The organism is Ruegeria sp. TM1040, from assembly GCF_000014065.1.
Lineage (GTDB): Bacteria > Pseudomonadota > Alphaproteobacteria > Rhodobacterales > Rhodobacteraceae > Epibacterium.
In genome coordinates this window covers 2,545,317-2,558,348 of the sequence record NC_008044.1, presented here as the reverse complement: position 1 = coordinate 2,558,348, position 13,032 = coordinate 2,545,317, and the positions used below count along the sequence as shown (strand labels likewise).

10 protein-coding genes are annotated in these 13,032 nt (G+C 59.9%); 7 read left to right on the top strand and 3 right to left on the bottom strand.

Going from position 1 to position 13,032, the window contains the following annotated elements:
• Nucleotides 1–141: 141 nt before the first annotated feature.
• Complete coding sequence (locus TM1040_RS16500) at nucleotides 142–1,875, bottom strand: ABC transporter substrate-binding protein (RefSeq protein ID WP_011539736.1); 1,734 nt, start codon at nucleotides 1,873–1,875, stop codon at nucleotides 142–144.
• 275 nt (nucleotides 1,876–2,150) lie between these two features.
• Here TM1040_RS16500 and TM1040_RS16495 point away from each other — a divergent pair, with 275 nt between their 5' ends.
• A complete protein-coding gene (locus tag TM1040_RS16495; RefSeq protein WP_011539735.1) occupies nucleotides 2,151–3,272 on the top strand; it encodes a THUMP domain-containing class I SAM-dependent RNA methyltransferase in 1,122 nt (373 codons plus the stop codon).
• Between the two features lie 112 nt (nucleotides 3,273–3,384).
• A complete protein-coding gene (locus TM1040_RS16490; RefSeq protein ID WP_011539734.1) occupies nucleotides 3,385–4,185 on the top strand; it encodes a TIGR03084 family metal-binding protein in 801 nt (266 codons plus the stop codon).
• Nucleotides 4,186–4,218: 33 nt separating this feature from the next.
• Here TM1040_RS16490 and TM1040_RS16485 read toward each other — a convergent pair whose 3' ends face one another.
• On the bottom strand, nucleotides 4,219–5,025 hold the full coding sequence (locus TM1040_RS16485) for a 2-dehydro-3-deoxygalactonokinase (RefSeq protein WP_011539733.1): 807 nt from the start codon (nucleotides 5,023–5,025) through the stop codon (nucleotides 4,219–4,221).
• A 461-nt stretch (nucleotides 5,026–5,486) separates the two neighbouring features.
• On the opposite strand from TM1040_RS16485, the gene TM1040_RS16480 reads away from it, so the two are divergent.
• The 4 genes from TM1040_RS16480 (at nucleotide 5,487) to TM1040_RS16465 (ending at nucleotide 10,249) form a co-directional block, all read left to right on the top strand.
• The gene (locus tag TM1040_RS16480; protein WP_044026888.1) at nucleotides 5,487–6,515 is read left to right on the top strand and encodes an AraC family transcriptional regulator; all 1,029 of its coding nucleotides are present in this window, start codon (nucleotides 5,487–5,489) and stop codon (nucleotides 6,513–6,515) included.
• A gap of 370 nt (nucleotides 6,516–6,885) precedes the next feature.
• Complete coding sequence (locus TM1040_RS16475) at nucleotides 6,886–7,599, top strand: sugar transferase (protein ID WP_011539731.1); 714 nt, start codon at nucleotides 6,886–6,888, stop codon at nucleotides 7,597–7,599.
• Nucleotides 7,600–7,750: 151 nt separating this feature from the next.
• Nucleotides 7,751–8,941: an exopolysaccharide biosynthesis protein gene (locus TM1040_RS16470; RefSeq protein WP_254658836.1), complete on the top strand. Its 1,191-nt coding sequence runs from the start codon at nucleotides 7,751–7,753 to the stop codon at nucleotides 8,939–8,941.
• A gap of 33 nt (nucleotides 8,942–8,974) precedes the next feature.
• On the top strand, nucleotides 8,975–10,249 hold the full coding sequence (locus tag TM1040_RS16465; RefSeq protein ID WP_011539729.1) for a chain-length determining protein: 1,275 nt from the start codon (nucleotides 8,975–8,977) through the stop codon (nucleotides 10,247–10,249).
• 8 nt (nucleotides 10,250–10,257) lie between these two features.
• Here TM1040_RS16465 and TM1040_RS16460 read toward each other — a convergent pair whose 3' ends face one another.
• Nucleotides 10,258–11,610: an oligosaccharide flippase family protein gene (locus TM1040_RS16460; RefSeq protein WP_044026886.1), complete on the bottom strand. Its 1,353-nt coding sequence runs from the start codon at nucleotides 11,608–11,610 to the stop codon at nucleotides 10,258–10,260.
• A gap of 204 nt (nucleotides 11,611–11,814) precedes the next feature.
• Here TM1040_RS16460 and TM1040_RS16455 point away from each other — a divergent pair, with 204 nt between their 5' ends.
• On the top strand, nucleotides 11,815–13,029 hold the full coding sequence (locus TM1040_RS16455; protein ID WP_011539727.1) for a glycosyltransferase family 4 protein: 1,215 nt from the start codon (nucleotides 11,815–11,817) through the stop codon (nucleotides 13,027–13,029).
• Nucleotides 13,030–13,032: the final 3 nt, after the last annotated feature.

Below are 13,032 nucleotides of genomic sequence, written 5' to 3'. Positions count from 1 at the left end.
GTGGTGTCGAAGGAAAAACCCCGGCCGGCGGGCCGCGTCAAAGCAGGCCAATCAGCCGGGGCAGGTGGGGCCGGGCCCGGATCAAGGTGAGATCAGGCCCGGCACGTCAGGGGAGAGATCCCCGGGGAGAGTGAGGCGCGATCAGTTCGCGGCCCAGCGCGCCACCAGCTCGTCATAGTTGACGGTCTGGCCTTGCGGCTTTTCGTTCTCCAGCTTCGGCTTGGCGCCGCCATTGGCGTACCACCACTCCGCGTCTTTTTCTTCGTTCAGACGCGGGCCGCAGCCGCCATAGACATTCGCCTGCTCGTCTGCACGCTGCATACGACCCATGGTGATGTCCATTTCCTGCGCCAGACGATCCATCGCTTCTTGCGGGGTGAAGGCACCGGAGTTCACGTCACCAATCTGCTGCCACCAGATCTGCGCCAGCTTGGGATAGTCAGGCACGTTGATGCCGGTCGGGGACCATGCAGTCCGGTCGGGCGAACGGTAGAATTCCACCAGACCACCCAGTTTGGGCGCACGCTCGGTGAAGCTCTCGTGGTTGACGGAGCTGTCGCGAATGAAGGTCAGACCCACGTGGGACTTCTTCACGTCGACGGTCTTGGAGACGACGAACTGAGCATAGAGCCATGCGGCTTGTGCGCGGTCCAGCGGGGTGGAGTTGAGGAAGGTCCAGGAGCCCACGTCCTGATAGCCAACCTTCTGGCCTTCTTCCCAGTAGGGGCCATGCGGGCTCGGTGCCATGCGCCACAGCGGGGTGCCGCTGTCGTCGACGGTGTTGTTGCCTTCGGACTTCGGCTTCACCATGTCTGCGGTAAAGGCGGTGTACCAGAAGATCTGCTGCGCGACGTTGCCTTGAGCGAGTGCGGGCAGAGACTGGTAGAAGTCATAAGACGCGGCACCGGGAGGTGCGTATTTGCGCAGCCATTCGTCCCACTTGCGGATCGCATAGACTGCTGCCGGACCGTTTGCAGCACCGCCGCGGGTGACGCTTGCGCCCACCGGGTTACAGGTGCCTTCTTCCATACGGATGCCCCATTCGTCGATCGGAACACCGTTCGGCTCACCCTTGGAGCCCGCACCGGCCATGGAGAGCCACGCATCGGTCATCCGCCAGCCGAGGTCAGGCGCGCGTTTGCCGTAATCCATGTGGCCGTAGATGGTGGTGCCGTCGATTTCTTTCACATCTTCAGAGAAGAACTCGGCAATGTCTTCATAGGCGGACCAGTTGACCGGAACACCCAGCTCGTAGCCGTATTTCTCTTTGAAGGCGGCCTTCAGATCTTCGCGGTCGAACCAATCTTTGCGGAACCAGTAGAGGTTCGCAAACTGCTGGTCGGGCAGCTGGTAGAGGTCGCCATCGGGGCCAGTGGTGAACTGGGTGCCCATGAAATCGTCAAGGTCGAGACCGGGGTTGGTCACATCCTTGAAGTCGCCTTCCATCATGTCGCTCAGGTTGTAAGCGAGCTGCAGGCGCGAGTGCGTGCCGATCAGGTCGGAGTCGTTGACGTATGCGTCATAGAGGTTCCGCTTGGTCTGCATCTGGGTCTGCACGGCCTGAACGACCTCGCCTTCGCCCAGGATCTGGTGGTTCACCTTGATGCCGGTGATTTCCTCAAACGCCTTGGTCAGCACCTCGGATTCGTAGCTGTGCGTGGGGATGCCCTCGGACAGTACGTTGATCTCCATGCCCTTGTAAGGCTCGGCGGCGTTGATGAACCACTGCATCTCGGCAAGTTGTTCTGCTTTGCTCAGAACCGACGGCTGAAACTCCTCGTCGATCCATTTCTGGGCCGCTGCCTCATCGGCATACGAACCCGTTGCCGCAATTACAGCCCCGGCTGCAACTGCGGTCAAAAGATACTTCCGCATCTTTTCCTCCCTAAAGTCTGCAAGGTCAGATGTTTTGCCCATCTGACTGGCCTAAAGGATTTCACCGAGCCAGCCGTGATGTCAAACTAATTATTTAGTAATCGTATAGTGCATTGATAATAAATATCTATATTGCGTCTTCATGGTGCCTTACCTCGCGTTCTGTTGCACAGTTTGCGGGGGAGGCACGCGCCTGTGCGTCACTGTGGGCGCGCGTTTTGACGATGTCTCATTAGGGATACCCCCGGCCAGTGATTCCAGCTAAGAGGTGGCGCATGATGGCTGACACCTCCTTTGAAATCTTTCTCGTGGCTCCTCCGGGGCTGGAACATGTCCTGTGTGAAGAGGCCCGCGAGGCCGGGTTTGAAGCGGCGCGCCAAGTTGCTGGGGGTGTGAGCTTTGAAGGCACTTGGGAGGACGTGCGACGCGCCAATCTGGTGCTGCGTGGTGCGACGCGTGTTCTGGCGCGGATCGGTTCTTTTCGCGCCTTCCACCTTGCCCAGCTGGATAAGCGCGCGCGAAAATTCCCGTGGGGGGATGTTCTGCGCAAGGACGTACCGGTCAAGGTTGAGGTGGTCACCAACAAGAAGTCCAAGATCTATCATGCGGGTGCGGCCACACAGCGGATCGAGACCGCCATCACCGAGGAACTCGGTGCGCCAATCGCCCCTGATGCGCCGGTGACGCTCAAGGTTCGGATTGACGACAACACCTGTATTTTCAGTGTCGATACCTCTGGCGAGGGCCTGCATAAACGCGGCCACAAGGTCGCTGTTGGCAAGGCCCCGATGCGCGAAACCCTCGCGGCGCTGCTGTTGCGCGCCTGCGGCTATGACGGGAGCGAACCTGTCGTGGACCCGATGTGCGGGTCGGGGACATTTGTGATCGAGGCGGCAGAAATCGCGTCCGGCCTCACTGCGGGGCGCAGCCGGTCGTTTGCCTTTGAGCAGCTAGCAAATCACGACGCGACCGCTTGGACTGATCTCAAGGCAAGCATGCCAGAGGCGGTTCCCACCGTGTGTCGGTATTTTGGTTCGGATCGAAATACGGGTGCCATCGAGATGGCTAGTCAGAACGCCGACCGCGCTGGCGTGGAGGGGATTTGCCACTTTACCCATGCCGCCGTCAGTGACCTGCAACGTCCAGAAGGTCCGGCGGGGCTCGTGATGGTCAATCCCCCCTATGGGGCAAGGATTGGCAACAAAAAACAGCTGTTTGCGGTCTATGGCGCCATGGGCGAGGTGTTGAAAACGCGGTTTTCCGGGTGGCGCGTCGGGATCGTCACCAGCGATACCGCCCTTGCGCGCGCCACCGGCTTGCCATTCTTGCCCGTTGGCGCGCCAATTGCGCACGGCGGCTTGAAGGTGCGCCTGTTTCAGACCGCCCCTCTCCCCTAAGCGCGGGGCCTCAACCCCGCACCATCCGTTGCGTCACGCAGAAGATCGCGGCTTGCAAAGACAGGTCCGCGCGGCTCTCTTGTGACGCGAGAAGTGCCAACGGGAGGGCGACATGCAGCAAGCCAGCGATTTTCTTGAGGAAAGCCAGATCTTGGCGCGTTGCCTTGAGGCCGCGCCGGATCGCATCTTTGCCACGAAAACGCAGTTCAAATCCTGGACCGTCGACGACATCCTTGGTCATCTTCATTTCTTCAATGCCGCCGCCGAAGCTGCCCTGGCCGGAGCGGACGCGTTTGACGCGATGATGGCTCCTGCCATGGAGAGGTTCTCCTCGGGGGGCAAGATCCTCGATTTGCAGTTTCCTTGGCTTGGGGATCTGCAAGGGCGCGCCCTGTTCGACGCCTGGCAACAGGGCGCCGCGCGCGTCGCAGAGGCCTATGAAGCGGCTGATCCCAAAGCGCGGGTCAAATGGCTTGGCCCAGAAATGAGCGCCCTGAGCTCCATCACGGCACGACAGATGGAAACCTGGTCACATGGACAGGCAATTTTTGATCTCCTTGGCGAGACCCGTCACGAGAGCGATCGCATCCGCAATATCGCGCATCTTGGGGTCGCTACGTTCGGGTGGAGTTTTCGGGTCTGGGGACAGGACGTCCCAGAGCCTGCGCCCTATGTGGAGCTGACCGCCCCTTCTGGTGCGATCTGGAGCTGGAATGCGCCGCAGGAAGCCAATCGCGTCACCGGGTCCGCGGTCGAGTTTGCTCAAATCGTCGCGCAGACGCGCAACTGGAAGGACACTGCCGTTAAAGCAAACTCGGAGGTGGCGCAGCGTTGGATGCAGCAGGCGCAGTGTTTTGCTGGGCCACCAAACTCTCCCCCTGCACCGGGCACGCGTTTCTGCGCCCCAAGCTGACCCGATGTCGCAATGCTGCGCGTCTGAGCGCCCTTAGGTGGATTGGGTGTAGGCGGCGTAGGCCGAGGCGAAGCCCTTAAGGGTCATCTGGGCTTCGTCGGCTTCAGTGAAGGGGACATATTGGCTGGCAAGCGCTGCCTTGTAGGGCGCGGTCAGCGCAGAGGGCGCAATCAACGCGATGTTCTGGCCGAGCCAATAGGCCCGCGCTGCCGCAAGCTCCGCGCCAAGCGCTGCACCCCATATCTGACTGTGCGCGCCCGCATCATTCAGCGCCGTATTCTGCCATTGGCTGCGGCTCTCTGCGAGACGCAGGGCAAGGGCCTCTGGCTTTGACATGACATCCTGAAGCGGGGCCAAAAGCGCATCTCGATCGATCTCGGTATCCAGAGCAACGGGAGAGAGCGCCTCCACCAGAGGTGAGGTTACAAAGCCGAGGGCGCTCACCACTTCATTGGCGCTGATGAGCACCCAGTAGGTTGTGTCAAATCCCGGCAAGCATAACACGCCGTCCCAGTCCTTGTTGAGTTCCAGGAAGCCCTTGATGCGAACGCAGGCAGCGCTCAGCCATGCGTGCGGTTTGGTCTGCGCCATAGCCGCAAGGCGCAAGACACCGTCCTTGGGTGCGAGCCTCAGATCTGCGGTTGCCGCTGGCAGGGTCAGCGCCAACCCGTCGGAGGCAGCATGGGTCACAAGTGAGGCGTCCTGCGCGATCTCGCGGGCCTCGTCGAGGCTGTGAGCAATGTGGACCGTCCCATCCGCAGAGGCATTGCGCATCCGCCACAATCGAGCGGGACGATGGGTTTGGTCAAAGGCAAACCAGGTTTCGGCAAGCTGGGACATGTGACGCGGCTATTCCGTATTCTGAAGCTCGGGTGGCATTGATGCCTTGGAAAAGCGCAAAATTCAATCATCCCGTGAAATGCGCACTCAGGATAGGTGCGCTATACTTTTGGTTTGGCAAATTACGCGGATGCTATAGTGCGAATTTTAAACATCTCAGCAACACTCATATTTGTCAGAGATCGCACCAAGATGGCGTTCAAGGCAAGGTTGTGTTGCTAAGTTTAATGGTTGAAACGTTGCCATGAAGGCAACAGTCAGGAACTTTTGCCTCACTTCCTGTCGGCTGACTATGTAATTTTTTGAAATCTGTTAACCCATGCGAAAACATGGGGTATGCCTATCTGCGAGGACTTCGGAATGCACGGCTACAGAACAACAACGACGAAACATCGACAGTTTTTCGTTCCTGTTCCGTGCCAACGTTCCAAAAGATGCGGAGCGCGTACGGGAGGCGAGTGGTGAAGGATGTTTTTGCCCCCAATGGTGGGGTCTTTATCAACCGGCTGGTCGAATACGTAACCGGTCAGGGGCATGACTTCGAGAACATGCTAGCCCAAAAGCTCGCAATCTCTGAACCTCTGAGCTCGAGCGCTCAGGTCCTCCCTGTTTATGAACACTCCTTGGTCTTCGGGCTGGCGGAGAGGGTGTGCAACGACACGTCGATTGGCTACGCTTTGGCCTATCAATGCACGCTGCGTGATGCAGGACTTGTGGGCTATGCGGTAAGCGCCTCGGAGACTGCTGGTGAGGCGCTGTACACTCTAAGCCGCCTCAGCAACGTCTTTGAGGTCGTCTCTGCCTCCGCCAGTGGCGGGCTTGTGGATCTGCGCTGGGACTTTGGATCGCAGGGTAAACTGGATCTGCGTCACTGGAGCGAGTTCATCGCTACCCTCTTGGTTCGTAGCTTAAAAACCCTCTGCACCGGTGCGGTTGCGCCGGTAGGGGTTGAGTTCACCCATACTGCGCCATCCTCCTCAGAGCAGGCGGTCCTGGCCTTTGGTGTCAAACCAACCTACCGCGGGCGCCTGAATCGTCTGACCTTTCGCGAACAGGATCTGCGCCAGCCCTTGCGTAGTGCAGATGCAGGCTTGCTGAGGCTCCTGCTGGAGCATGCGGAGCTGTTGCGCCGCCGCCCGGACAGGAACAGCAATGATCTGTCGATCACCGTTGAGCGTCTGATTATGGACGGCATGTCAGAAGGAGATGCCAGCCTGGCGCAAGTGGCAGAGTCGCTGGATATGAGCCAGCGCACGCTGTCCCGGAAGCTTGCCAGCGAGGGGACGAGCTTCTTTGCGATCCTGGAGGGGGTGCGAAAATCGCTGGCCCTGCGCTACCTCCAGCAAAACGAGAAATCCCTCTCAGAGATCTCCTTTGCTTTGGGCTACTCCAGTCTGAGCAGTTTCAATGACGCCTTCAGGCGTTGGTACGACCAAAGTCCCGGAAGCTATCGGAGCGATGCGCTCAAAGAGGCTGCTGTGAAGTCCTGAAATCAATAGAGTATGGGTGGAACCAACATTCCCCTCTGTGAATGTGATTCCTGTTCGTCGGGGCGCGCAATCATAATGTCTGGCTACAATCGATCCGCGAATAGGGGATTGTTTCTGCAATTGGCGACGTAAAAGCTCCATTCGAGCGCAAGGTAACCATTTGGACAGATTTAAGTCGATTTTTCGATAAATTCGGTATTCCTAAGATAACAACAGGGCGCAGCTGCATGCGCTCAAAGGGCAACAACAGATCGAACCGACCACACTGCGGGGGCATGGGTCGCGCCGATGGCTAAGCTTTCCGGGGGATTGGAGAGCGACGTCACCTTCTCGGAGGTCTGAGTGATGTGTGAATATTTGGGGGTTGAACATGAAAACACTCGATCACGGGGCGTTGAGACGCCCGACAGGGCGCGACTTTCCAGAGATCGCACTGGCGGAAGCGCTCCGCGAGGTTGGTCCCATCTATTCACACGGGGGCTACGCGGCTTTTGGCAAGCGTGCACTCGACATCGGCTTGGTTCTGCTTGCCCTTCCGATCGCCCTTCCGTTGCTTTTGGCCTGCGTTGTTGCGCTTTGGTTCGAGAGCGGGTCTCCTTTCTATCGGCAAAAGCGATTGGGCAAAGACGGGCGCGTGTTTTCCATGCTGAAACTGCGCACGATGGTGCCCGATGCCGAGGCGCTGCTACAATGGCACCTGGCGCGTGATCCAGAGCTGCGCCGCGAATGGGAGCGCGATCAGAAGATCAAGGATGACCCGCGCGTGACTCGATTGGGTCGGATGATGCGGGTGACGTCGCTGGACGAGTTGCCCCAGCTGTGGAACGTGCTGATCGGCGATATGAGCCTTGTTGGTGCACGCCCCATGATGGTGGATCAGCTGTCGATCTATGGCAAAGCCGATGCATATTTCGCGCTGCGCCCGGGTATCACCGGTCCCTGGCAGGTGGGCGAACGCAACGAGACCAGCTTTGCGGATCGTGCACGAATTGACGAGGCCTATTGCCGCAATCTCTCCTTCAAGGAAGATCTGAACATTTTGTTCAGGACCCTTGGTGTCATATTGCGCAGCACCGGGTACTGACGGCGCCCGTTTTCCCGCCTGCATACGGACAAACGGGCCAAGAGCGAAGCGCTCGCAGAGTTTTGATAGGTGCTATGTGAAAGACTACGTAGATCGTGATGGTGAAAACATAGCCTCTGTCCTATGTTTGAGAGAGGATAAAGAGACACGGATGACGGACCACGGGTTCAGAAAGTTTCGGCGGCGGCGCAAGCGTGAAGAAACGCCTGCGCAGGATGTCGTGCGTTCTGCCCCAACTTCGGAACCGTCAACTGCCGACCGTGTATCTGTGAACCGTCCTTCCGCTGATCGTGCCCCGGCCGATCAGTCGACGCCGTCGGTCAAAGAGGCTTCTGCGCCTGTGACACCGGTGCGCCCGACGCGGCCCTCGCGCCCGTCGCCCGCAAAAGTAGAGACCGATGTGCACGCGGAGACGCGCGAAAGCCTAACCGCTCGACGCAGTGCTAGGCGCTTTCAGCCTGCTGATGATGACACGTCTGTTGCAGCCAGTCGTGTCGCGCGGCAACCGGCCTCGAGAGAGAGCCGGCCCGAGCAGGACGCATCGGTAACGCCCGCCGCGCAGATCGATATTGCGCCGCCGTTGCAACGTGAGGCCAACGCCAGCTTGCCAGCCGCCTTGCCGGACCCCTGGCATATCATGCGACATGTAGAAGTGACGGGGCTTAACGAGCGTCGCAGCCGTCTGCCGCTGGTGGATTTCTTCCGGAGTTCGCCGACGGCGCGCGCGTTTGATCTGTTGCGGACCCGCATGCTGCACAGCCTGCGGGCGCATGGGTGGAAACGTGTTGCTGTCTGTGGTCCGACACCGGGATGTGGCGCGAGCTTCACCGCGGCCAATCTGGCCTTGAGCCTTGCACGCGTCCCCAACAGCCGCACGGTGCTGATGGATATGAACCTGCGCAATCCCGGTATCGCCCGCAGCTTGGGCCTCGAACGCTCGGCGCTTTACAATGGCGATATGCTTGGGTTCCTCCGCGGTGAGATCCGTCTCGAGGAGCATCTCGTGGCCGCGTCCGACCGGCTTGCATTGGGTCTGAATACGTCGACCTTTCACAACGCTGCCGAAGTGCTCCACGAAACCCGTTGTGCATCGATCATCGACGATCTGGTCGAGCGCACCCGCGCCGATGTCGTGTTGTTCGATTTGCCGCCCGTGCTTCACAACGATGATGTGGCGGCCTTTCTGCCTCAGGTCGACGGCGTTTTGTTGGTCTCGGATGGCAGCCAGACAACGGCGCGTCACCTCAAAGCCTGCGAGAAAATGCTTGCAGGGCACACCCAGCTTCTCGGGGTGGTTTTGAACCGTGCCCGCAACGAGGATGAGTTTTCCGGCGGCGCCTGAAACGGCTCGCGGGAAAAGAGGACAGATTTCGATATGGCGTCTATCTATTCCATTGCAGATTTCATCGACATGCTGCGCCGCCGTGTGTCGCTGATCGTTGTCGTCACATTTCTGGGCTGTGTGGTGTCGGTCTGGCTGGCGCTGCAGAAGCAGCCGATCTATTCCAGCACCGAAGTGATCCAGATTACCCGTCCAAAGATTGCCGGAGATCTGGCGCGCTCGACTGCGGAGGGGTCCTCTGCACGACGTATCCAATTGATCGAACAACAGCTGATGGCGCGCGGAACGATCCTAGAAATCGTGGATCAGCTTGACCTCTTTGCGGACCGTCCCGGGCTTCTGGATTCCGAAATTGTCCCCCTGATGCGCAACTCTGTTTCTTTGATGGGGACCGCCGCGGCCCGCGAAGGCGGGTCCGACGATGGCGCGATCTCGGTGCTTACGATCACCGCGAATATGCCGACCCGCGAGCAAGCGCAGGCCGTCGCGCGCGAATTTTCCAAGCGCACCATTGCCCTCAGCCAGAACACCCGGCTCGCCGAGGCGCGCGAAACCTTGCTCTTTTTCAATGAAAAAGAAGCGGCATTGGTGCGTGACATCACGGCGCTTGAGGAAGAGATTGCCAACTTCAGGCACGAGAACGCCGTGACCTTGCCCGGTGCAATCGAGATGCGAGGCGCGGAAATTACGGCGATCAATGAAAGCCTGCTGGAACTCGCGCGACAAGAGATCGAATTGCGCAAAGGTGCTGAGGAGGCCGAGGCAACACAACGTGAAGCCTATGCGCGCCGGGTTCGCGAAGAGTTCGACGCCCAGCTCGAAAGCTTGACAGCGCAGCGCCAGCTGCTTGTGGATCGCCGCGCCGAACTGGAGGCGTCTCTCGAGCTCACCCCGGACGTGGATCGCCAATTGGCCAGCTATGAGCGGCGTCAACAGCAGATGCAGTCCGAGCTTGAAGTCATCACCGCGCGTCGCGCCGAGGCCGAGGTCGGGTTCCGACTGGAGACCGCCAGTCAAGGCGAGCGTCTGCGGGTGATCGAGCCCGCACCGCTGCCGGATTATGCGATGGGCGGTGGCCGCAAGTCTTTGGCGATCAAGGGCGCCCTTGCGAGCTTTGTCTTGGGGGTTCTTGCGGCCTTTGCCCTAGACTTGCGCCATCCGGTTCTGCGGTCGAGCGGGCAGATGAAGCGGGAAACCGGCCTGTCCCCGGTGGTGACGATCCCGGTTCTGACGACGCGCAAAAAAGGTCTGTTTGCACGCCTCTTTGCGCTGGGCGGACGCGGCACGGAACGGCACGCGCGTAGCTAGGCATTTGGTTACATGACCCCGACACTGGCTGCGATTTTGGGCCAGTGGTACCAGAGTGCGCTCCCACACATCACGAGGCTGGCGGTCAGATAGACCAGATCGTGCCCGGGGTCCTGAGCCCGGTAAGGGCGCGTGTGTCGCATCAATGTCGGGTAGGAGCAGAAAACAGCCAGCCCCATCGCCGCAATGCCTCCCACCAGTCCAAACTGGGTGACCCCGGCCAGAAACAGTGCAGTCTGAACAAAGGCGCGGGTGGCCGTGTAAAAGAAGAATCGCTTGGTGTCGCCAGCAGCCAGCGCGGCACGATCGTAGGTCAGGACGATGATCGACGGGGCCAGACTGCTCGCAAGCAGAACGATCACCGGCCCGGCCGCCGCATAGCGATCATCATACAAGAGCTCCACAAGCCACGGACCAATCCATGCCATCAGCCACAGGATCGACAGGATCCCCCCCGTGAGCGCGTAGCGAAGCTGGCGCTGTTTGCGCCGGTTTTCGTCACTCTCAAGCGCTGGCTTGTCGCGATAGACCGGGATCATGAGGCGTTGATTGACGTCCTGGCCCAGTTGGACTGGAAAATTCGCCAGAAAGAACGCGATATTGTAGATGCCCATCGCCTCAAGCGAGAGGTATTTGCCCAGGATCGCCCGGTCGCCCTGGGTCGTGAGAAAGAAGCAGGCCGTGGAAAGGAAGATCCACTTGCCCATGCCGATCAGCTCATGCGTGGCTGCGGGCTCCCACCGCAGGCTGTTGCGCCGCCCGGGTAGCGTCCAGTGCACAAATGCCAGTTTGGCACCTTCCTGAACGACAGTGCCAATCGCGAGTGCGATCACCGATTGGGTCCAGATGGCAAGTGTCACCATGCAGAGGATGCCACAGGCCTGTGCCATGAGGTTGATCGCCGTCACCCGCCCTACAAGGAGATGGCGATACGCCGTCTCGACCCGTGTCGGTAAAAGCCCCTGTAGGACCAGACTAAACCCCGCGATCGGCAGGCAATAGGCCAGTTCGGGGGCGTCATAAAAAGAAGCGGCAGGCAGGGCGAGGGCGCAGGTCAGCAGCCACAGGAGCCCGCCCCGGATAATTTGAACGGTCCAGGCGGAGTCGAGAAAATCCGGCTCATCGCCTCGGGGGTTTTGCGCGATGGCATTGGAAATGCCCATATCCGAAAACAGCGAGAGGCCAATGATGATCACAGTGACCAGAGCCATGAGCCCAAAGGCTTCGGGAAAGAGGATGCGCGTCAGCAACAAATTCGACCCGAGTCGCAGGATCTGGCCAGTCCCAAACCCCAGAACGATCCATGACGTCGAACGCACAACGCGCGCCATCAGGCTCTGATTGGTGGTACTGAGTGTCATTGGGATCCAGGTCGAGCCATTGAGGGTCGTCCCAAGGCTAAGTCCGCGCTGGCAGGAGGTCAATCGCCGCACCGGGGCAGATGGGGTGGGGTAGCCTTTTGGACCACGGGTGTGCGCAAAAGAGCGCGCGAGGTGGTTCAGTCTGGGCAAAATCCGGTGATCCGGCTAGGTTTCAGTGCGGACCGCGGAAAGGGATCAACCGGCGTGAAAATTGCCTATGTGCTCAATACTTACCCACAACCTTCGCAGAGCTTCATTCGCCGTGAAATCCAAGCGCTCGAGCGGCGGGGGATCACGGTGGTCCGGCTTGCGATGCGGGCGACGGATCAGGCGCTTGTGGATCCCGGTGATCAGGCGGAGGCGGCGCAGTGCCACTATGTGCTGGCTGCGGGTGCGGCGCGTCTTGTGTTAGCACTTCTGGCTTGCGGTCTGCGCGCGCCGCTTTCCGGCTGGCGCGCTTTCCTGTTGGCGATGCGGCTTGGAAGGGCCCAGTCCAAGCGACTGCGGCATTTGATCTATCTGTTGGAGGCGGCTTATGTGACCCGCGTCACTGCGCGTGTGGGGTGCGCGCATCTTCACGCGCACTTCGGCACCAATGCCACAACGGTTGCACTTTTGGCAAATGCGCTAGGCGCACCGGGGTACAGTTTTACCACCCATGGACCCGAAGAATTCGACGCGCCGCATGCGCTTTCGTTGGGCGAGAAAGTGGACCGCGCCCGTTTCGCCGTGGCGATTTCAAGCTTCGGGCGCAGTCAACTTAGCCGCTGGGCGGCGTATGGCGCTTGGCCGCGTATCAAGATTGTGCATTGCGGTATCGAACCCGCGCGGTTCAGCGCCCCGGCCCCTGTACCAGAGGGCCCGTTGCGACTGGTGGCCATCGGGCGCTTTGTGGAGCAGAAGGGACTGATGGTTCTGATCCAGGCTCTTGCCCTAGCGGTGCGCGCGGTCCCTGACATTCATGTGTCTTTGGTTGGTGACGGCGAGATGCGCGCCGATCTGGAAACCGCGATCAAAGCGCATGGGCTTTACGAGAATGTCACCCTCACCGGATGGCTCTCGGAGGCGGGCGTGCGCACGGCGCTCGTGGAGTCGCACGCTTTGGTGCTGCCGTCTTTTGCCGAGGGGTTGCCGATGGTGGTGATGGAAGCCATGGCTTCCGGACGACCAGTGCTGGCCACCTATGTCGCCGGCACGCCCGAACTGGTTGTGCCAGATGAAACTGGCTGGATGGTGCCCGCGGGTGATGCACAGGCCTTGGCGGATCTCATGGTAGAGGTCGCCGCATTGCCAAGAACGCAGTTTGAGCAAATGGGCCAGAAGGCGCGTTCGCGCGTGCTCGAGCGCCACGATATCGACCGTGAAGCCGAGAAGTTGGCGCAACATTTTGCAGATGCGATCGCGGAAAACGCTGAGTGAATG

Excerpts from the sequence above, each read along its gene's own strand:
- TM1040_RS16500 (WP_011539736.1), bottom strand. The coding sequence starts at position 1,875 with ATGCGGAAGTATCTTTTGACCGCAGTTGCAGCCGGGGCTGTAATTGCG.
- TM1040_RS16495 (WP_011539735.1), top strand. The coding sequence starts at position 2,151 with ATGATGGCTGACACCTCCTTTGAAATCTTTCTCGTGGCTCCTCCGGGG.
- TM1040_RS16490 (WP_011539734.1), top strand. The coding sequence starts at position 3,385 with ATGCAGCAAGCCAGCGATTTTCTTGAGGAAAGCCAGATCTTGGCGCGT.
- TM1040_RS16485 (WP_011539733.1), bottom strand. The coding sequence starts at position 5,025 with ATGTCCCAGCTTGCCGAAACCTGGTTTGCCTTTGACCAAACCCATCGT.
- TM1040_RS16475 (WP_011539731.1), top strand. The coding sequence starts at position 6,886 with ATGAAAACACTCGATCACGGGGCGTTGAGACGCCCGACAGGGCGCGAC.
- TM1040_RS16470 (WP_254658836.1), top strand. The coding sequence starts at position 7,751 with ATGACGGACCACGGGTTCAGAAAGTTTCGGCGGCGGCGCAAGCGTGAA.
- TM1040_RS16465 (WP_011539729.1), top strand. The coding sequence starts at position 8,975 with ATGGCGTCTATCTATTCCATTGCAGATTTCATCGACATGCTGCGCCGC.
- TM1040_RS16460 (WP_044026886.1), bottom strand. The coding sequence starts at position 11,610 with ATGACACTCAGTACCACCAATCAGAGCCTGATGGCGCGCGTTGTGCGT.